Origin of the sequence: Saccharopolyspora sp. 6M, from assembly GCF_020176775.1 — a bacterium.
Lineage (GTDB): Bacteria > Actinomycetota > Actinomycetes > Mycobacteriales > Pseudonocardiaceae > Saccharopolyspora_C > Saccharopolyspora_C gregorii.
In genome coordinates, this window is record NZ_JAIUJZ010000211.1 from 1 (window position 1) to 19,607 (window position 19,607).

19 protein-coding genes are annotated in these 19,607 nt (G+C 72.8%); 10 read left to right on the forward strand and 9 right to left on the reverse strand.

Annotated elements, in window-relative coordinates:
• The first annotated feature begins 444 nt into the window (after positions 1–444).
• The 4 genes from LCD31_RS24120 (at position 445) to LCD31_RS24135 (ending at position 3,759) form a co-directional block, all read left to right on the forward strand.
• Entirely contained in the window at positions 445–1,839 is a 1,395-nt protein-coding gene (locus tag LCD31_RS24120; RefSeq protein ID WP_224961575.1) for an amino acid permease, read from the forward strand.
• Positions 1,840–1,972: 133 nt separating this feature from the next.
• A complete protein-coding gene (locus tag LCD31_RS24125; RefSeq protein WP_224961577.1) occupies positions 1,973–2,506 on the forward strand; it encodes a PH domain-containing protein in 534 nt (177 codons plus the stop codon).
• 80 nt (positions 2,507–2,586) lie between these two features.
• Positions 2,587–3,180: a TetR/AcrR family transcriptional regulator gene (locus LCD31_RS24130; RefSeq protein WP_224961579.1), complete on the forward strand. Its 594-nt coding sequence runs from the start codon at positions 2,587–2,589 to the stop codon at positions 3,178–3,180.
• 15 nt (positions 3,181–3,195) lie between these two features.
• Positions 3,196–3,759, forward strand: a complete 564-nt coding sequence (locus LCD31_RS24135; protein WP_224961581.1) for a hypothetical protein — start codon at positions 3,196–3,198, stop codon at positions 3,757–3,759.
• Position 3,760: 1 nt separating this feature from the next.
• On the opposite strand, the gene LCD31_RS24140 is transcribed toward LCD31_RS24135, so the two are convergent.
• Positions 3,761–4,267: a nitroreductase family deazaflavin-dependent oxidoreductase gene (locus LCD31_RS24140; RefSeq protein ID WP_308011327.1), complete on the reverse strand. Its 507-nt coding sequence runs from the start codon at positions 4,265–4,267 to the stop codon at positions 3,761–3,763.
• A 146-nt stretch (positions 4,268–4,413) separates the two neighbouring features.
• Between LCD31_RS24140 and LCD31_RS24145 the strand changes: the two genes are divergently transcribed.
• Positions 4,414–5,331 (forward strand): AraC family transcriptional regulator, encoded by a 918-nt coding sequence (locus LCD31_RS24145; RefSeq protein ID WP_224961584.1) that lies wholly within the window; start codon positions 4,414–4,416, stop codon positions 5,329–5,331.
• A gap of 39 nt (positions 5,332–5,370) precedes the next feature.
• On the opposite strand, the gene LCD31_RS24150 is transcribed toward LCD31_RS24145, so the two are convergent.
• From LCD31_RS24150 to LCD31_RS24160, 3 genes are all read right to left on the reverse strand, one after another.
• Positions 5,371–6,048: a DedA family protein gene (locus tag LCD31_RS24150; protein ID WP_224961586.1), complete on the reverse strand. Its 678-nt coding sequence runs from the start codon at positions 6,046–6,048 to the stop codon at positions 5,371–5,373.
• A gap of 210 nt (positions 6,049–6,258) precedes the next feature.
• A complete protein-coding gene (gene dacB, locus LCD31_RS24155) occupies positions 6,259–7,815 on the reverse strand; it encodes a D-alanyl-D-alanine carboxypeptidase/D-alanyl-D-alanine-endopeptidase (protein ID WP_224961588.1) in 1,557 nt (518 codons plus the stop codon).
• A 97-nt stretch (positions 7,816–7,912) separates the two neighbouring features.
• Positions 7,913–8,407, reverse strand: a complete 495-nt coding sequence (locus LCD31_RS24160; protein WP_224961590.1) for a MarR family winged helix-turn-helix transcriptional regulator — start codon at positions 8,405–8,407, stop codon at positions 7,913–7,915.
• Between the two features lie 162 nt (positions 8,408–8,569).
• Here LCD31_RS24160 and LCD31_RS24165 point away from each other — a divergent pair, with 162 nt between their 5' ends.
• Together LCD31_RS24165 and LCD31_RS24170 are read left to right on the forward strand one after the other, a co-directional pair.
• The gene (locus LCD31_RS24165) at positions 8,570–9,826 is read left to right on the forward strand and encodes an FAD-dependent oxidoreductase (protein ID WP_224961592.1); all 1,257 of its coding nucleotides are present in this window, start codon (positions 8,570–8,572) and stop codon (positions 9,824–9,826) included.
• A gap of 8 nt (positions 9,827–9,834) precedes the next feature.
• The gene (locus LCD31_RS24170; protein ID WP_224961594.1) at positions 9,835–10,491 is read left to right on the forward strand and encodes an SDR family oxidoreductase; all 657 of its coding nucleotides are present in this window, start codon (positions 9,835–9,837) and stop codon (positions 10,489–10,491) included.
• Positions 10,492–10,932: 441 nt separating this feature from the next.
• Here LCD31_RS24170 and tesB read toward each other — a convergent pair whose 3' ends face one another.
• Both tesB and pyk read right to left on the reverse strand, forming a co-directional pair.
• Positions 10,933–11,877, reverse strand: a complete 945-nt coding sequence (gene tesB / locus LCD31_RS24175) for an acyl-CoA thioesterase II (protein ID WP_373690025.1) — start codon at positions 11,875–11,877, stop codon at positions 10,933–10,935.
• Between the two features lie 104 nt (positions 11,878–11,981).
• Positions 11,982–13,403, reverse strand: coding sequence for a pyruvate kinase (gene pyk, locus LCD31_RS24180; protein ID WP_224961596.1), 1,422 nt, complete (start codon positions 13,401–13,403; stop codon positions 11,982–11,984).
• A 120-nt stretch (positions 13,404–13,523) separates the two neighbouring features.
• On the opposite strand from pyk, the gene LCD31_RS24185 reads away from it, so the two are divergent.
• Entirely contained in the window at positions 13,524–13,847 is a 324-nt protein-coding gene (locus tag LCD31_RS24185; protein WP_224961598.1) for a VanZ family protein, read from the forward strand.
• Here LCD31_RS24185 and LCD31_RS24190 read toward each other — a convergent pair.
• The 3 genes from LCD31_RS24190 to LCD31_RS24200 form a co-directional block, all read right to left on the reverse strand.
• Positions 13,798–14,475, reverse strand: coding sequence for a DUF2461 domain-containing protein (locus LCD31_RS24190; protein WP_224961600.1), 678 nt, complete (start codon positions 14,473–14,475; stop codon positions 13,798–13,800). The two genes, LCD31_RS24185 and LCD31_RS24190, sit on opposite strands and share 50 nt — an antisense overlap.
• Positions 14,476–14,730: 255 nt before the next feature.
• The gene (locus LCD31_RS24195) at positions 14,731–15,309 is read right to left on the reverse strand and encodes a DinB family protein (protein ID WP_224961602.1); all 579 of its coding nucleotides are present in this window, start codon (positions 15,307–15,309) and stop codon (positions 14,731–14,733) included.
• A gap of 92 nt (positions 15,310–15,401) precedes the next feature.
• The gene (locus LCD31_RS24200; protein WP_224961604.1) at positions 15,402–15,818 is read right to left on the reverse strand and encodes a hypothetical protein; all 417 of its coding nucleotides are present in this window, start codon (positions 15,816–15,818) and stop codon (positions 15,402–15,404) included.
• Positions 15,819–15,950: 132 nt separating this feature from the next.
• Between LCD31_RS24200 and LCD31_RS24205 the strand changes: the two genes are divergently transcribed.
• Together LCD31_RS24205 and LCD31_RS29655 are read left to right on the forward strand one after the other, a co-directional pair.
• Positions 15,951–16,823 (forward strand): macrolide 2'-phosphotransferase, encoded by an 873-nt coding sequence (locus LCD31_RS24205; protein ID WP_224961607.1) that lies wholly within the window; start codon positions 15,951–15,953, stop codon positions 16,821–16,823.
• Between the two features lie 49 nt (positions 16,824–16,872).
• Positions 16,873–19,203, forward strand: a complete 2,331-nt coding sequence (locus LCD31_RS29655; RefSeq protein WP_224961610.1) for a LuxR C-terminal-related transcriptional regulator — start codon at positions 16,873–16,875, stop codon at positions 19,201–19,203.
• The last annotated feature ends 404 nt before the right edge of the window (positions 19,204–19,607 follow it).

Genomic DNA, 19,607 nt, shown 5'->3' on the forward strand with positions numbered 1-19,607 from the left:
GGCCACCCGCGGCTTCACCACCACCGAATTCACCGAAGTCGCCGACATCATCGCCGGGGCACTCCAACCCACCATCGACGAGGAGACGACGACCGCGCTCGCCGGCCGCGTCCGCGCACTCGCCGAGAAGTTCCCGCTCTACGCCGATCTGTAAGCGAACCGTTTCGCGGAGATGTCCTCCGCATTGATCGGCCCGACGCGAACGCCGCATTTCCTCCGGAAATGCGGCGTTCGCCGTTCCCGGTACCACCAGTCGGAGCAAAAAACGATTCATCTCCGCCGTAACGGCAGGTCACAGGCGAATATCAACGGACAAAGCTCGCAGATCGCCACCGCTGGAAGAATCGATCACGATTCCAGCCCCTGCCGGGAAGAGCAGGACCGAACGTGGCACAGTACCGGTCCACAAGAATGAATCCTTCTTCCCTCCGCAGGAGCACGGCGATGAGCGAACCCGTCCCCGAGGAATACCGCAAGGACCTGAGCAACCGGCACATCAACATGATCGCCATCGGCGGGGCGATCGGCGTGGGCCTGTTCCTCGGGTCCGGCAAGGCGCTGAGCCAGGTCGGTCCCGGCCTGATGCTGATCTACGCCATCGCCGGGGTGATGATCTTCTTCGTGATGCGGGCCCTCGGCGAACTCCTGATGTACCGGCCGGTCAGCGGCTCCTTCGCCGAGTACGCGGGCGAGTTCATCGGCCCTTGGGCCAAGTTCGCCACCGGCTGGGGCTACTGGCTGGTGTGGATCGTGACCGGCATGGCCGAGATCACCGCCGTCGGCAAGTACTTCCAGTTCTGGTTCCCGGAGCTGCCGCAGTGGATCCCCGCCCTCGGCGCGCTCATCGTGCTCAGCGGCGTCAACCTGATCGCGGTGAAGCTGTTCGGCGAGTTCGAGTTCTGGTTCGCGCTGATCAAGGTCGTGGCCATCGTCGGCATGATCGTGCTGGTCGCGCTCATCCTGGTGTTCGGCTTCAGCGACGCGGGCGACACCGCCGCGGTGAGCAACATCTGGTCGCACGGCGGCTTCTTCCCCACCAGCCCGGTCTCGGCGCTGCTGGCCTTCCAGATCGTCATGTTCGCGTTCATCGGCGTCGAGATGGTCGGCCAGACCGCCAGCGAGAGCGCCAACCCGAAGACGGTGCTGCCGAAGGCCATCAACGCGGTGATGCTGCGGATCCTGATCTTCTACGTGGGCGCGCTGGCCGCGCTGACCGCGCTCGTGCCGTGGACCAGGTTCAACGCGGACACCAGCCCGTTCGTGCAGGCCTTCACGCTGATCGGCATCCCGGCGGCCGCCGGGGTCATCAACTTCGTGGTGACCACCGCGGCGCTGTCCTCCTGCAACAGCGGCATCTTCTCCACCGGCCGCATGCTGCGCACCCTGTCCGAGGACGGGCACGCGCCGCGCGCCGTCGGCAAGCTGTCCTCGCGGGCGGTGCCGTCGCGGGCCATCGCGGTCACCTTCGGGTCGATGCTCATCGGCGTGGTGCTCAACTACGTGGCGCCGGAGCAGGCGTTCACCTACATCACCAGCGCGAGCACCGTCGGCGCCCTGTTCACCTGGGGCATGATCGTGATCGCGCACCTCGGGTTCCGCCGCCGGATCGCGCGCGGCGAGATCGAGGCGACCACGTTCCGGATGCCGCTGGCGCCGTACTCGAACTACGTGGTGCTGGCGTTCCTGGCGATGGTCGTGGTGCTGCTGGCGTTCGACTCGGAGACCCGGATCGCGCTGTACATCACGCCGCCGCTGGTCATCGCGCTCGCCATCGGCTACGCCGTGTCCCGGCGGCGCGCCAGCGGCACCGGCGATCGGGAGACCGCCGCCCGCACCTGAGCCGGCCCGCTCCTCGACGGGGGGGGGGGCCCCCCCCCCCCGGGGGCCCCCCCCCCCGGCCGCCGTTCCACCGGGTGAAATTGGTGCTTCCGCCGGGTTCACCGGGTGGGCCGCCCGGGGGAAGATCGTCGCCATGCACCCGGCCTCCCGCGTGCTGGTGATCAGCCGGAGCGCGCAGCAAGAACGCAGCATCCAGCGGGACGGCCTGCTCGTGGTGCTCACCCAGATCGCCAACGCCGTCATGTGCTCCGGGGCCGCGGTGCTGTGGTGGACGTGGACGCCGGGCCCGTCGCGCTGGCTGGTGGCGGTGCCGGTCGTGGCGGTCGCGTGCAGCTGCTACGTGGCGCGGGCGCAGCTGCGCTGGCGGCGGATCAACCGGGACATGTTCCACCTGCAGGTGGCGTTGACCGACGCCGGCGTCACCTACGCCTCCGCCGCCGGGACGTACTCGGCGCCGTGGTCGGCGGTGCGGCAGGTGCGGTTGCGCACCCACCGCGCCCGGTCCCCGTACGTGGTGATCGACGTGGACGGCTGGGGCGGCCCGCTCAGCGAGTGCGGCGGCACGGATCGGCTGGCGCTCACCCTCACCGGCACCGGGTTGCGGCCGCGCGAGGTGAGCCGTGCGGTGCACCAGCTCAGCGGCGGCCAGGTCACCACCCGCAACTGACCCCGACCGTCCGAACTCGCGGCTCGAACAGGCCGCTCACCTGCACCCTCTTACTAGCACAGGTGTGTTAGTTTGGGTTGGTGGTGCGACGGATTGATCAGGAGGCGCGGCGGCGGGACATCGTCGCCGCCACGTGGCGGACCCTCGAACGCGGCGGGCTCGCCGAGGCCTCCGTCCGCAAGGTCGCGGCCGAAGCCGGGCTCGCCACCGGCTCCGTGCGCCACTTCTTCGGCACCCAGGCCGAACTGCACGCCTTCGCGCTCCGCTCGCTGTCCGAGCGGGTCGGCGAACGCGTGCGCCGGGCCGAAGCCGAACCCGACGTGCGCCGCCGGGTGCTGGCGATGCTCGGCGAGCTGCTGCCGCTGCGCGACGACACCACCCGCGAACTCGGCATCTGGCTGGAGTTCGTGCACCGATCCCGGCACGACCCCGCGCTCGCCGAGATCATCGGCGACCAGGCGCGCGAAGTGCGGGGGTTCCTGCTGCACGTGGTGCGCGGACTCGTCGAGCTCGGGCAGCTGCCCGCCGGGACCGACCCCGAGCGGACCGCCGCCGGGCTGGGCGCGCTCGTGGACGGGCTCACCTTCCAGCTGCTCACCGCGCCCGGCCTCCTCGACCGCGAGCAGGCCGCCGCGCTGCTGGAGGAGCGGCTGTTCGGCACGACACCCCGCTGACCGGAGGAGAACCCCGTGGTCACCGCCATCTTCGCCGCCGAGATCGCGTTCTGGGTGGTGCTCGCCGCCGGCCTCGCCGCCCGCTACCCGGCCCGGCGGGACCGGCTGGGCACCTTGCTGTTGCGCGCAGTGCCGCTCGTCGACCTCGCGCTCGTCGTGCTGGTCGCCGCCGACCTCGCCGGCGGCGCCGAACCCTCCCGCGCGCACGCGTTCGCCGCCGTCTACCTCGGCTTCACCGTCGCCTTCGGCCGCGCCACGATCGCCTGGGCCGACGCCTGGTTCCACCACCGGTTCGCCGGTGGCCCGCGCCCGGCGACACCGGCGAAGGGCTCGCGGGCCGAGGTGGTCGCGCTGTGGCGGGAATGGCTGCGGGTGCTGCTCGCGGACGTGATCGCGGGCGTCGTGCTGCTGGCGCTCGCCGCCGTCGGCGGGGTCGCCCTCCCGCGGTCCCTCGACGAGCTCGCGCACCACCCGTACTGGAGCGTGCCCGCGCTGCTCGGCATCATCACCGCGGTGTGGTTCCTGGCCGGACCCGCCTTCGCCGGCACCGGGCGACCCGAGGCGGCCGAGCGGCGCTGAACTAGACGCGCCGCAACTCCACCACCGGGATGACCCGGTCGGTGCGGCGCTCGTACGCGCCGAACTGGGGAGCCACCGCGACCTGCCGCGCGTACACCTCGTCGCGCTCCGCGCCGGTCAGCACCACCGCCTCGACGTCGAACACCTCGGCGCCCAGCTCGACCTCGGTCCGCGGGTTCGCCACCAGGTTGTGGTACCAGGCCGGGTGTTCCGGGGTGCCGCCCTTGCTGGCGAAGACGAAGATCCGATCGCCCTCGATCAGCGGCACCAACGGCGACACCCGGGGCGTACCGGACTTGGCGCCCACGTGGTGCACCAGGACCAGCGGGAGGCCTTCGAACATGCCGCCGACCGCGCCGCCGCGCTCGCGGAACTCGGCGATGACCCGGCGGTTCATCTCGGCCGCGCTGCCGAACTCGGCGAGGGCCTGCCGGTCCTGCTCGGTCTGCTCGCCGTACGAGCCGGCCATCCGCCGGTCCAGATCGGCTTCGTCGCTCGACCGCGTCATCGCGCGCTCCTCCCGCTCCGCCGCCCCCGACGGGCGGCCCTGCGACGAGCGTATGGCGCAGCAGGTGATCCGAGCGATGCCCGACGAGCGCACGGACTTGTCCGATCGTTGCACCGCCGCTCCCGCCGCCGAGTAATCTGGGCCGGATGGACCTCCTCGCCGACGTGCTCGCCCGCACCGGAGTCCGCGGCAGCCTGGGCGCCCGGATCAGCGCCGGGCAGGACTGGGGCGTGTCCTGGGCGGGCCCCGGCGGACCCGCCCTGTACACCGTCACCGCGGGCACCGCCTGGATCGGCGTGCCCGGCGAGGAACCGCGGCAGCTCGTCCCCGGCGACGTGCTGCTGCTCGCCGACAGCACCGCCCACACCCTGCTCAGCGCACCCGACGCCGCGATCGACTCCCACGACTGCGCCGACGCCCAGCACGCCCAGGAAACCGGGACCGCGCTGCGCATCGGGCGAGGCGCCCCGCAGACCCACCTGCTGTGCGCGACCTTCAGCTCCGACACCGCCGCCTCCACCCAGGTGCTCTCCGCGCTGCCCGGCGCCGTCCACGTGCACGCCGAACGCGGCGGCGGGCTCGACGACGCGCTGCGGCTGCTCGGCCGCGAACTCGAACGGCCGGGGCTCGCCTCCAGCGTGCTGCTCGACCGGCTCATCGACGTCCTGCTCATCCAGCTGCTGCGGGACTGGATCGCGGCGTCCCCGGCGGAAGCGGCGGGCAGCTGGCTCGGCCTGCTCTGCGACCCCGTGGTGCGGGACGCCATCACCGCGCTGCACGAGGACCCCGCGCGGCCCTGGACCACCGACCTGCTCGCCTCCCGCGTCGCGGTGTCCCGCGCCACGCTGACCAGGAGGTTCCTGCACGCCGCGGGCGAGCCGCCCGGCGGTTACCTCACGCGGTGGCGGATGGACCTGGCGGCGGCGCGGCTGCGCGACGGCGACGACACCCTGGAGGCGATCGCGCGATCGGTCGGCTACACCTCGGTGCACGCGTTCAGCCGGGCTTTCAGCCGGGCCCGCGGCCGGGCCCCCGGCCGGTACCGGCTCGACGCCCGCCGCTGACCGCCGCTCGGCCGGGCGGAGCGGGTCAGGCGGCGCGGGTCAGGCGGCGCGTTCGGCGTCGACGGGTTCTTCGGCGACGTCGGTGGGCTGCGCGGAGGCGGCCTTCAGCTTCTTGGACCGGCGGCGCCACAGCCACACGCCGATGCCGATCAGCACCAGCGCCCCCAGCACGATGCCGCTCGCGCGGCCCAGCACGTGCTCGATGTACTTCGCCGAGGTCCCGGCCGCCCAGCCGATGCCCACGTGCAGCATCGACCACGTCGTGGCCCCCACGACCGACGTGGCCAGGAAACGCCAATACCCCAGTCCGCTGGTTCCCGCCGAGACCGGCACCAACGTGCGCACGACCGGCAGGAAACGCGCGACGAACACCGCACCGATGCCGTACTTCCGCAACATCCGGCACGCCCGGTCCCAATGCCGGACGCCCAGCTTCGCGACCATTCGGGTTTCCCGGACCCGCGCACCGTATCGACGCCCCAGGAAATAGCCGATGTTGTCACCGACCACCGCGCACGCCGCCACGGTCAGTGACAGGCCGAAGAAGAATCCGATATCGGTCACCGCGGCCGAAGCGACCAGCAGACCGCTCTCCCCCGGCACCAGGAAGCCCAGTCCGATCGTGCACTCGCCGAGCACCAGAGCACCCGTGACCAGGATCAGCAGCGGGCGCGGCAGCCCGGCGACCATGGCCAGGAATTCGCTGACGAAGGACACGTGGAACTCCCCAGTTCACCGGTTCGGGCGGGATGGTCGACCAACGGATGCCACGTTAGCTTCCTCGACCCTACGGCAACCCCGGCGTGACCCGGGTCGCCCCCTGAGCCGTTCCCGAGACCGAATCGGGATAACCCCCGGTTCCGGTGACAACGCGAAGGGACGACCTTTCCGCGCTCTTCCGCACAAATCCGGCAATGGCGATCAGGCTCAGCAGGACTTCGTCCAAGAACACTCCGCGCCCGATTCCGCACCCGTTCCGCCGGTGTCCTTCCTGGCCACGGCGGGGGCCCGCTGCGCGGTACCCGGGTACTGCGCCAACCGGACCGCGATCGCGTCTTCGAGATCGGTCGGCGCGCCGCCGAGGAAATCGTTGAACAGCACGGAGAACACCAGTTCGCGCCCGTCGGCCGCCGTCACGTACCCGGCCAGCGAGCTCACCCCGGACAGCGAACCGGTCTTCGCGGCCACGTTCCGCTCGGCGGGAGTGCCGGCCATCCGGTTGCGCAACGTGCCGCCGACCATGCGGTCCGGAGCACCCGCGAGCGGCAGCGCCGCCTTGAAGTCCGCGAACCACGGCCTGCTCCGGACCTGGTCCAGCAGCAGCGCCTGCTGGTCGGGCGGGATGCCGTCGACCGCGGAGAGCCCCGACCCGTCCACCAGCCGCAGCCGCGCCGGGTCGACGCCGAGCTCGGCGAGCCGCCCGGTGAGCACGTCGAGCCCCGCGGGCCACGAGCCGGTGCCGCGGGCGTGCCTGCCCATCTCCTTCACCAGCACTTCGGCGTGCCCGTTGTTGCTCAGCTTCAGGAACGGCACCAGCAGCTCGCGCAGCGGCATCGACTCGCGTTCGGCGAGCAGCCGCGCTCCGTCCGGGGTCGCACCGGCACCGGTGCGGTCGACCCGCACGCCGTGCGCGCGCAGCGCCCGGGTGAACACGTCGACGGCGTACGCGGCTGGGTCGCGCACGCTGGTGTACTCCTCGACCGGCTCGGCGTCCGCGGGCAGCGAGCCCGACACCACGACCCGGTCCCCGCCGTGCTCGCGGGTGACCGACAGCGCCGGTTCGGAGCCGGGCTCGCCGGTGGTGGCCCGCACGTCCAGCCGGATCGCACCGGTCGCGGGCCGCGCCTCGACGCGCACCGGCCGGCCGGGCGCGGCCGGGGACACCCGCAGCAGCACGGTGCCCGCGTCGTAGTCCTCGGTGGGCGCGACGGTCAGCGCGGACACCGGCGCCGAGTAGTAGTAGGGCTCGTCGTCCCAGGCCCAGCCGGTGCCCAGCGGCACGTCGTCGAACCAGGTCGCGTCGGCCCGCACCGCACCCCGCACGACCCGCACCCCGCTGTCCGCGACCTGCGCGGCCAGCCGGTCGTAGTCGGTGGCCAGCATCGTGGGGTCCCCGGTGCCGCGCAGGTGCAGGTCGCCGAGCAGCAGCGACCCGGCCTGCGGCGCGGCGGTGCGCACCTCGGTGCGGAACCGGTGGCCGGGCCCCAGCTCGTCGAGCGCGGCCGCTGCGGTGAACAGCTTCGCGGTGGACGCGGGGGTGGCGCGCGCGGCGGGCTGCCTGCTGTAGAGCACTTCGTCGGTGTCCGGGTCCCGCACCACGACCCCGGCGTGCGATCCGGCCAGCCGCGGGTCGGCGAGGATCCGGTCGAGGTCCGCCCGCAGCGCGTCGGGCCCGGTGGGCGCCGCGCTCGGCGAGGAGACGGCGAGCGGGCCGGCGAGCACGCCGAAGAGGATCAGCACGAGGACCGGGACCCAGCGACGCATCGCGCCCCCTAGCGGCGGGAAGGGATGGTCCGGACGAGGACGCACCCGCCCGCACCAGGCGAAACCTAGGCGACCGGCCGGGCGGGGTCAACGACCATCAGGCGGAACCGGCGGGCTCCTCGGGGGCGGGCTCGGTGGCGGATCCGGCGGCGAAGTCCCGCATCGCCTGCTGCATCCGGTGCAGGAACCGGTGCACCACGGCGAGCTCCGCGGCGTCGAACTCGGACAGCACCTCGCGGCCGCGGCCGGCCAGCGCGCCGAAGTATTCCCCGGCGATCGCGCGAGCCGACTCGGTCGGGTGCAGCTGGACCTGCCTGCGATCGCTGCCTTCGCGGCTGCGCCGCACGTGCCGCCGCGCTTCGAGCCGGTCGACGATGGCGGTGACCGCCCCGGAGGTGAGCACCAGGTCCTGGCGCAGCGCGCGCGGCGTGGCGGGGGTGCCGCGCTGCTCCGCGTCGATGATCAGGATCAGGGCGCGCACGTCCGTGGGGTGCATGCCGTGCCTGGCCGCGAAGGCCTGCGAGATCCGCTCCCCTTCGACCCCCTGCTGGTGCAGCAGCTCCAGCACCTGGCTCTCGATCGGTGGTTCCACCGCTCGCCTCCCCCCGAAACGCGCCGTAATCGGATCATACCAATGGTCTATTATCTCAACGATTGACACAGTCGACGACCGTCATTAGTTTGAAGTGAGACGTTCCGGGAACCCCGGTCCCGCTCCCAGGACCGGGCGGACGGTGAGACGAAGGTGAATCCCATGCCGCACGAGACGCGGCCGCACTGCGCGATCGCGGGCGGCGGGCCGGGAGGCGTGCTGCTCGCCTACCTGCTGGCCCGAGCCGGCGTGCGCGTGACGCTGCTGGAGTCGCAGCGGGACTTCCAGCGCGACTTCCGCGGCGACTCGCTGCACCCGTACACGCTGGAGCTCATGCGGCAGCTGGGGCTCGCCGACGACCTGCTGCGACTGGAGCACAACCGCGCCACCACGTTCCGCTTCCACACCAGCTCGGGGGTCGTCACCACCGCCGAGTACCGCGGGCTGCGCGGTCCCTACCCCTACGTGGCGCTGATGCCGCAGGCGCGGTTCCTCGACTTCCTCGCCGAGCGGGCCGCGGAACTGCCGGGCTTCCGGCTGCTGCTCGGTTCCAAGGTCACCGGGCTCGTGGCGGAATCCGGCCGGGTCACCGGCGTCCGCTACCGCGACGACGACGGGGAGCACCGGCTGGACGCCGACCTGGTGGTGGGCGCCGACGGCAGGTACTCCCGGCTGCGGCGGCTCGCCGACCTGCCCACCCGACCGCTCGGCTCGGGCTCGGACATCCTGTGGTTCCGGCTGCCCCGGCACCACCAGGACCCGCCCGCCGCCGACGCCGAGCTCTACTTCGGGCCGGGGCACTACGTGTCCACCCTCGGCCAGGACCACGGCTGGCAGGTCGGCTACACGATCCCGAAGGGCGGCTACCCGGAGGCGAAGCGGGCCGGGGTCGGTCCCATCCGGGACTTCCTCACCGCGCGGGTGCCGTGGCTCGCCGACCGGGTCGGCAAGCTCACCGGGTTCGACCAGATCACCCTGCTGTCGGTGGAGATCTCCCGCGCGCAGCGCTGGCACCGGCCCGGGGTGCTGCTCATCGGCGACGCCGCGCACGTGATCTCCCCGGTCGGCGGCAACGGGATCCTGATGGCGGTCCAGGACGCCGTCACCGCCGCCGACGTGCTCGTCCCCGCGTTCCGGCGCACCGGGACTCCCGAAGAGGAAGCGCTGGCCGAGGTGCAGCGGCGTCGCGAACCGGCCGTCGAGCAGGTGCAGCGCCAGCAGGTGCGCACCGAGCAGCGGGTGGCCGCCGCCCTCGCCGGGGACGGCGACTTCCGGCCGAACCGGCTCCTGCGCGCCGTGCTGCGGATCCCCGCCGTGCGCCACCGCGCCGCCCGCGCCAACGCCTACGGGCCGTTCCCGCCCGAACTCGACCTGTCCCTGCTGGACCCGCACCTCGATACGGCCACCGGGCCGACGTGAAGGAGCCGATGACGATGCTGGTGACCGTGCTCGGCGCGACCGGGAAGACCGGTTCGCTGATCGTGGCGGAACTGCTCGCGCGCGGAGTGCCGGTGCGCGGCGCGGTGCGCCGCCCCGAAGCCGCCGACGAGTTGCGGGCGCGCGGCGCCGAGGCCGTGCTCGCCGACCTCCGGTCCGACACGGGGGCGCTGGCCGCCGCGCTCGCCGGATCGGACGTCGTGATCAACGCGGCGGCCGCGAGCGACCCGCAGCCCGGGCTCGCCGAAGCCGTCGACCGCGACGGTGCGATCAACGCCGTCAAGGCCGCTGAGAAGGCGGGTGCGGACCGGTTCGTGCAGGTCTCCTCGCTGTTCGCGGACCGGCCGGACGAAGGACCCGAGTTCCTGCACCGGGTGCTGCGCGCCAAGCAGGCCTCCGACCTGGCACTGGCCGAGTCCGCGCTGGCCTGGACGATCGTGCGCCCCGGCGGTCTCACCGACGACCCCGGCGCCGGGCTGGTGCGGATCGCGGATCGGCTCACGATCGCGCCGGGCATCCCGCGCACCATCCCGCGGGCGGACGTCGCCGCCGTCACCGCCGCCGTGCTCGACGAACCGTCCAGCCGGTGCCGGGGTTTCGACCTCACCAGCGGAACCACCGCGATCGCGGACGCGATCGCCGCCTGAACTCGGGCCGGGCGGGTCACCTCGCGCCGGGAACCCGCTCCGAGAGCGGTCCGGCTCCGGTCGCAGACCGACCGGGGCCGGGCCGCGCCCGTCACACCGGTGCGCACCGGTGCCCGCGCGGCACCGGGGGCAGTTCGGGTCGCCGCCGGGCCGGCACCGCCACGACCCGCGGTTCGTGCTCCACGCCCCGGCCCCGGTCTCCACCGCACCGGACCACGACGTGGTGGAACATCCGCGACGGCGCCGGGCGCCCTCGTCTGCACCGCCGCCCCGACCACACCCGCCTCACGCCGCTCACCGAGCCTCCGCGGCGGCGTCCTCGACCGGACACGGGCCGACCGAGCGGGAGTCGCGAGGTGATGGGGTGAATTCCCCGGCGCGACGAGAAGAACGGGACCTCCCGATCGTTCGGGAGGTCCCGTTCTCGTCGTCGATCCGGGCTCAGTCCAGGACTCGGAGGAGTCCTTCCTGCACGACGGTGGCGACCAGGCGCCCGTCGCGGGAGAAGAAGCGGCCGGTGGCCAGCCCGCGGGCGCCGGAGGCGCTGGGCGAGGCGCAGTCGTAGAGCAGCCACTCGTCGGCGCGGAACGGCCGGTGGAACCACATGGCGTGGTCCAGGCTCGCCCCGGACACCTTGTCCAGCATCCAGTACACGCCGTGGCGCACCAGCACCGAATCCAACAAGGTCAGGTCGGACGCGAACGCCGCCATGCACACGTGCAGCAGCTTGTCGTCCGGCAGCACGCCGTCGGCCTTCATCCAGACCTGGCTGCGCGCCTCCCGCTCGCCGTTCTCCTTGCGGACCCACGGCGGGTCGGTGACGTAGCGGACGTCGATGGGCCGCGGCTGGTACGGCGTGCCGCCCATCTCGCCGAGCAGCCCGCCGACCTGCTCCCCGTAGGTGGGCAGCGTTTCGGGGTCGGGCACGTCGGGCATCTGCTCGGCGTGGTCGATGCCGTCCTCGACCAGCTGGAACGAGGCCGACAGCGAGAAGATCGGCTTGCCGTGCTGCACGGCCACGACGCGGCGGGTGGTGAACGACCGGCCGTCGCGGGTGCGGTCCACCTCGTAGACGATCGGCACGCTCGGGTCGCCGGGCCGGATGAAGTAGGCGTGCAGCGAGTGCACCGGGCGGTCCTCCGGCACGGTGCGCCCGGCGGCGACCAGCGCCTGCCCGGCGACCTGGCCGCCGAAGACCCGCACCGGCGACTCCGCGGGGCTGACCCCGCGGAAGATGTTCTCCTCGATCCGCTCCAGGTCGAGCAGGGCGATCAGCCGGTCCAGCACGGGTTGCCCGTGCGGCACCCCGTTCACGTCCAGCGGGACCGAGCTGTCGATGTGCAGGCCCGCCGGGTCGGCGGCCGCGGCTCGTGCCGCTTCGGTCACTTCTGCTCCTCGGGCGATGTCGGGTGGTTCACCGGGCGGGAACTCCGGTGGTTCCCGCCCTGCCGGTCAACGTCGACCGACCCCACCTCCGCGCGCGGCGCGGATCAGACGTGGTCTTCCTCGCCGAGGCGGTGCACCCGGATCAGGTTCGTCGAACCCACGGTGCCCGGCGGGGAACCGGCGACCACGACCACCATGTCACCGCGCTGCGATCGGCCGAGCGACAGCATCGCCTGGTCCACCTGCCGGACCATTTGGTCGGTCGTGTCCACTTTAGGCACGAGGAACGTTTCCGTCCCCCAAGTGAGAGCGAGCTGACTGCGCACCGATTCCTCGGGGGTGAACGCCAGCAGCGGCAACCGGGTGTGCAGCCGGGCGAGCCGCCGCACGGTGTCGCCGGACTGGCTGAACGCGACCAGCGCCTTCGCGCTGAGCCGCTCCCCGATGTCGCGGGCCGCGTAGGAGATGACGCCCCGCTTGGTGCGCGGCACGTGGCTCAGCGGCGGCGGCGTGGGCGATCCGTCCTCGACGGCTTCGACGATGCGGGACATCGTCTGCACCGTCTCGATCGGGTAGTCGCCGACGCTGGTCTCGCCGGAGAGCATCACCGCGTCGGTGCCGTCCAGGACGGCGTTGGCGACGTCGGAGGTCTCGGCGCGGGTCGGACGCGAGTTGTGGATCATCGAGTCCAGCATCTGGGTGGCCACGATGACCGGCTTCGCGTTCTCCCGGGCGATCCGGATCGCCTTCTTCTGGACCAACGGGACGTGCTCGAGGGGGAGTTCCACGCCGAGGTCACCGCGGGCGACCATGACACCGTCGAAGGCCAGCACGATGGCCTCCAGGTTGTCCACCGCCTCCGGCTTCTCCAGCTTCGCGATCACCGGGAGCCGGTGGCCCACCCGGTCCATCACCTGGTGCACCAGGTCGATGTCGGCGGGGCTGCGCACGAAGGACAGCGCGATGAAGTCCACGCCGAGCTGGAGGGCGAACTCGAGGTCCGCGACGTCCTTCTCGGACATCGCGGGCACCGACACGTCCATGCCCGGCATGGACAGTCCCTTGTGGTCGGAGACGGGGCCGCCCTCGACGACGTCGCAGACGACGTCGTTGCCCTCGACGGCGGAGACGGTCAGACCCACCTTGCCGTCGTCGACCAGGACTCGGTCACCGACCTTGGCGTCGGCTGCCAACCCCTTGTAGGTGGTGGAAACACGATCATGGGTGCCTTGCACGTCGTCGATCGTGATTCGCACGACGTCGCCGGTGTTCCACTCGACCGGACCTTCCGCGAACTTGCCGAGGCGGATCTTAGGTCCTTGCAGGTCGGCGAGGATGCCGACGGCACGGCCACTTTCCTTGGCGGCGGTACGCACCAGGTCGTACACCTGCTGGTGGTCGCCGTGGCTGCCGTGGCTGAAGTTCAACCGGGCGACGTCCATTCCGCTGCTGACGAGCTCGGCCACCTTCTCCGGCGAGGCGGTGGCGGGGCCCATGGTACAAACGATCTTGGCTCGTCGACTCACGTTGGGTCAGCCTAGTCTCTCCGGGCGCGCGTCGAATACGCAGCCACCTGGAAACGAACCGATCGGGATCTTGCGGTGCTGAATCATTACAGGCCACGGCCCGGTCAGCTGCTCTTCGGAGTGATCATCGGAGTCAGCCTGATCATCTTGTTCACCCCCGAGTCCGGGGTGCCCTCGGCGCCGGCCGGCACCGACAAGGTCGTGCACCTGGTGTTGTTCGCGGCGCTGGCGTGGTCCGGTCGCCTCGCGCGCCTGCCGCTGCTGCCGCTGGCCGCCGGGCTCGTGGCGTACGCGGGGCTGTCTGAAGTGCTGCAGGCGGTGCTGCCGCTGGGGCGCAGCGGCGACGTGCTGGACGCGCTGGTGGACGTGCTCGGCGCGCTGCTCGGCCTGCTGGTCAGCGCCGCCGGTCGCTGGGTCCCACGTGGTCGGCGCACCACCGGTTGAGCTCGCGCAGCTCCCGCCACGCCGTGCGGACCCGGGTGAGGCAGCCGCGCTCGTGCAGCACGTCGTCCGGCACCCAGCGGCGCGCCACGTGCAGCGAGCGGTGCCGCAGCAGCCCCAGCCGCGGGTGGTCGGCGGCCACGCCGCGCGGGCGGGTGGCGAGCACGTCGCCGCCGAGCTCCCAGCGCTTCCCCAGCGCGGCCAAGATCTCCTCCAGCGCCTTCCCGTGCAGCGGTTCGTCCACCGCCGCCCGGTAGCGGGCCAGCTGGTCGGGTTCGGCGTGGAAGCAGCCGCCCGCGACGAGCAGCCCGTCCGCGCTGATCTCCGCGTAGTAGGCGCCACCGCCGCGCCCCGCCTCCACGACGGCGCCGCAGTGGGTCTTGTACGGCGACTTGTCCTTGCTGAAGCGCACGTCCCGGTGCGGGCGGAACACCTTGCCCTTGCCGGTCGCCCCGCCGGAATCGACCTCGGCGGCGAACTCGGGTTCCAGCTCGGCCAGCAGCGCCTCCATCGGGGCGCGCACCTGCTCCCGGTACACGGCCAGGTGGTCGCTCCAGTAGGCCTTGGAGTTGTCGGCCGCCAAGCCCTCGTAGAACTCGACCGCCCCGTCCCCGAACCCCTCGAACCGCATCCGGCCAGCTTAGGAGACCGCCGATCGCGCCATCGGGGCCCGGGCGTCGAGCGCGTCGACGAAGCCGGGTTCGGGCCGAGCGCAGTCGCGTTCGACGTCGAACCCGGTCGCGGCGCCGTGCGGCTCGCGGTCACCCCGCTCCGCGCTCGCGGACCGGGTGGCCGGCGAGACGTGGCCCGCGGTGCTGTCGAACCTGAGGACGCTGCTGGAGACCGGCGAGGTGCTGCCGCAAGGCCCGCCGACGTTCGACGCCGGCTAGCGGGCGGTGCGGGCGATCTCCTCCAGGTGATCGCGGTAGTCCGCCCACCAGCGCTCGTCCTGCTGCGGCAGGTTGCCTGCGTTCGCGCGCCTGCCCACCGCACCGTCGATGAGCTCGCGGACCACGTCGGCGTGACCGGTGTGGCGGGCGGTCTCCTCCAGCATGTGGCACAGCAGCCGGTGCAGGGTGATCTCGCCGCGCTCCGGCGGCCACCACGGCACCCGGCCGGCGGCGTCCAGCGGCAGCGCCGCGATGGTCGCATCCGCGTGCGCCCAGGCGCGGTGCCAGAAGCCGATGATCTGCTCGCGGGACTCGTCGGCGGTGGCGTACATGTCCTCGTTGCGCTCGCCGCCATCCTCGATCCACGGCATCGGCTCGGGGAACGGGCGGCCGTACACCTCGCCGAAGTAGCCCACCGCCACGCTCGCCACGTGCTTGAGCAGCCCCAGCAGGTTCGTGCCGGTCGGCGTCAGCGGCCGCCGCACGTCCTGGTCGGAGAGCCCGTCGAGCTTCCACAGCAGCGCGTCGCGGGCGTCGCGCAGGTACTGGTGCAGGTCGTCCTTGTGGTCGGTCATGCGCGCAGCGTGGCACCGGGCACCGACGGGGCGCGCGTGAATTCCCGGTCGGTGGGCGTTCCGTCCCGCGGGCTGGTGGGCTGGCGAGCCGGTCAGCCGACGTGGACGTACCGCTGCATGCCGACCTGGCGGTGGTTGCCGACCGGGCACCAGAAGTCGTAGGTGCCGCGGGTCAGCGTGACGGTGAGATCGGCGGAGGCACCCGTCCGGACCGTGATCGTGCGCTTGTCCGCCACCCCCGGACCCTTGATCTCCAGCGCGTGCGGCGCGATCCCCCGGTTCACCGCGCGGAAGGTGTAGCGCCCCGGCGGGAGGTGCGCGGGCAGCTGCAGCCGGTAGTCGACCATCGTCACCAGCACGTGCCGGGCCGGCTGCTCGGCCGCGGCGGGCGCCGGTGGTGGCGCGGCCGGTGCCGCGCCGGCCGCGGACGCCCCGCCGCACAGCCCCGCGACCAGCGCCACCGTTCCCAGCAGCGCCGCCGTTCCCCTGCTCGCATCGTTCCCCCGCATCGGGCACCCCCTGCGCATCGGCGCGGACGACGGCCACCTCCCACGGTAGGGCCGCACCCGGCACGGTTCTCGCTGGTCGTGGCGGGCGAAATCCGAGAGACGTGGCGCACGCCACCGGGCTACCGTGCAGGCATGATCGACGAGGTCGCCCGCGCGCACGGTCTCGACGTGCGGATCGACGGGGTCGACGAGACCGGGTGGGACTTCCGGGTGCACTTCGCCACCGATGGCGACGGCAGCCGCTGGGTGCTGCGCGAACCTCGCCGCCCGGAGGTGGCCGAACGCATCCCGGTGGAGGCCCGGTTGTTGGCCGTGCTGCGCCCGCGGCTGCCGGTGGAGCTGCCCGAGTGGGAGATCACCGCCCCGGACCTGGTCGCCTATCGACGCCTGGCCGGGGAACCGCTGGCCTCCGACGATCCGATCGCGGTGGCGATGCCGCTGATCACGGCGAGCGAGGGGCACCTGGTGCGGCTCGGCGCGGTGATCGCCGCGCTCCACAGCACCCCGAGCGCCGAGGTAGCACCCACCGGCATCGAGATCGCCGGACCGGAAGCGCTGCGCACCGACGTCGCCGACCGGCTCGCCGCGGGGGTCGCCGAGCTGGCCGTACCGGAGCGCTGCGTGGACCGGTGGCGGCGGTGGCTCGACGACGACCGGTGCTGGCGGGGCGAGGGCGTACCGGTGCACCACGATCTCAGCCCCAACCACACGCTGGTGAACGGTTCGGGAATCCTCACCGGCCTGCTCGACTGGGCGGATGCCGGCGTCGACGACCCGGTGAGCGACTTCGTCGCCCCGCTCGCCGCGTTCGGCCCGAGAGCGCTGGACCGGCTGCTGGCCGCCTACCGCGCGGCGGGCGGGGACCCGGAACGGCCACGACGAGAGCACGTCGCGGCGCTCACCACGTTCCGTCGGACCGTCTCGCTGGGATTGCACGGACTGCGCACCGGGCAACGGCGATTCGTCGATCTCGCGCGCGGGCGCCTCACCTGCGCGGGCCGCTGACCTGCAAGATCGCCCCAACTGTGGGGGCGAGCCGGGTTAGGCTCGGGGTGTGGTCTCCAGTGCGCGCTCGGCCCGCGTCCGCGAGTCGGCGGGCAACCTACCGGTCGACGTCACCAGCTTCGTCGGCCGGCGGCACGAGATCACCCGGACGAAGCGGTTGCTCGCCGAATCCCGGCTGGTGACCCTCACCGGCCACGGCGGAGTCGGCAAGACGCGGCTGGCGTTGCGGGTGGCCTCCGGCATGCGGCGGATCTTCCGGGACAAGGCGTGGTGCGTCAGCCTGGAGGAGCTCCGCGACGGAACGCTGATCGCCGAAGCCGCCATCGAGCAGCTCAGCCTCGGCGGGCCGTCCTCCGGCACCGACGTGGACGCCGTCGTCGAACACCTCAAGCACCGCGAGATGCTGCTCGTCGTCGACAACTGCGAGCACGTCATCGAGGACGCCGCGCTGTTCGTCGACTCGGTGCTGCGCTGGTGCCCGGGGGTGCGGGTGCTGGCCACCAGCAGGCAGTCCCTCGGCGTGGCCGGGGAGGCGACCGTCGTCGTGCCGCCGCTGCAGATCCCCGACCTCGACGACCCGCCGCCTCCCGAGTCCTATGAGCAGTTCTCCTCGGTGCGGCTGTTCCTCGACCGCGCCCGCGCCACCGTGCCGGACTTCGAGGTCACCGAGGAGGACGGCGCGGTGCTGATGCGGCTGTGCGCGCGGCTGGACGGGAACCCGCTGGCCATCGAGCTCGCCGCGGTGCGGCTGCGGTCGCTGTCCCTGCACCAGCTGGAGGAGCGGCTGGTGGAGCGGTACCAGCTGCTCAGCGAAGGCCGCCGCGGCGCGCCCACCCGGCAGCAGAGCCTGCGCGCGCTGATCGACTGGAGCTACGAGCTGTGTTCCGAGCAGGACCGGGTCGCGTGGGCGCGGGTGTCGGTGTTCGCGGGCAGCTTCGGCCTCGCCGCGGCCGAGCACGTCGCCAGCGACGGGTTGAGCCGCGTCGACGTGCTCGGCGCGATGCACTCGCTGGTGGACCAGTCGGTCCTGGTGCGCGAGCAGGAGGGCGACGAGGTGCGGTTCCGGCTGCTGCACGCGCTGCGCGACTACGGGCAGGAACGCCTGGACGCCGCGGGCGAGCGGCAGCGGGTGCTGGGCCGCCACCGCGACTGGTACGCGGAGGTCGCCGAGCGGTTCGCCGCCGAATGGCTCGGCCCCGACCAGGTGTCGTGGGTGCGGGAGCTGCGGCTGGACCTGGACAACGTGCGGCTCGCGCTGGACACGGCCGCGCACCGGGAGGAGACCGCTCCGCAGGCGCTGCGGCTGGCGGCGCGGCTCACTCCGTTCTGGGGCATCCGGGGGCTCAACGGGGAGGCCCGGCACTGGTTGGAGACCGCGCTCGCGCACGTCCCGGCGGACTCCCCGGAGCGGTCCGAGGGGCTGCGGGCGAACGCCTGGTTCGCGCTGGTGCAGGGCGACGCGGCCACCGCGGAACCGCTGCTGGCCGAGGCCGCCGACCTCGCCGCCGAGCACGACGACGAGTTCGAGGTCGCCTACGTCACCCAGATCCGCGGCATGGCCGCGTTCTTCCACAACGACCTCGGCGAGGCGGAACGGCTGCTCACCGACGCGCTCGCCCGGTTCCAGGACCTGGCCGCGCCGCACGGCGAATGGTTCGGGTCGTTCGCGCTGGGGCTGGTCAAGGGGGTGCGCGGCGACCACGACGGCGGGATCGCGCTGCTGCGGGAGTGCATCGAGGCCACCACCGGGCGCGGCGAGCTGTTCTGGCGGTCCACTGCGCTGTGGGCGAGCGCCCACATCGAGATCCTGCGCGGCGCCTCGGCCCGCGCCGAGACCGCGGCGAAGGAGGCGCTGCGGTTGCAGCGCAGGCTGGACAACCGGCTCTCCAGCGCCTTCACCATGGACATCCTGGCGTGGATCGCGCACGGCCTCGGCCGCGACGAGCGGGCGGCGCGGCTGTTCGGGGCGGCCTCGGCGGTGTGGGACGCGGTCCGCGCGGCGCCCGAGTTCTACGCGAGCTTCCGCCACGCGCACGACGAGCACGAGCGCGGGACCCGGCAGGCCCTCGGCGACCGCGCCTTCCGGGAGGCCTACGACCGCGGCTACCAGATGTCCTCGGAAGCCGCGGTGGACTACGCGCTGGAGCTCAAGCGGGCCACCCGCAGCGTGGCGCCGGACGAGCTGTCGGCGACGACGCTGACCAAGCGGGAGCGGGAGATCGCCGAGCTCGTCGCGCAGGGCCGGACGAACAAGGAGATCGCGGAGTCGCTGGTGATCGCGCAGCGCACCGTGGAAGGCCACGTGCAGCACATCCTGACGAAGCTGGACTTCTCGTCGCGGGCCCAGATCGCGGGCTGGCTGGCGGGCCGCCGGGCCTGAGGGCTCCGCTCCACCACCCGGCCGCGGCGGGGTGGTGGAGCCTCGGCGGGGGTCCTGCCGCGCTGGCCGGTCATCGGCTCAGCGGCTCCGCCGCCGGCGGTCGAACGGGAGCGGGCGGGGCGACGTGATCCGTCTCGTGGTCGCCGCAGGTGTGGGCTTCAGCCGAGACGAGCGGGTCCTTGACGGGAGCGGCGGGTGGTCGGCAGGGTCGGGGCGGATCACGCCGGTGATTAGTCGAGCTCAGGGAATACCGGGCTTTGGTGCACGCGGAGTGACGACGTCCCGCGAATCGGTCGCTCCGATCTACCAAAGTAGGTACCTGCCTACGTGGAAACCGCGATGTAGGTACACGGCCGGTGATGGACGGTGGGTTCTCGTGAGTTCCCCCGACCACACCTTCCCCG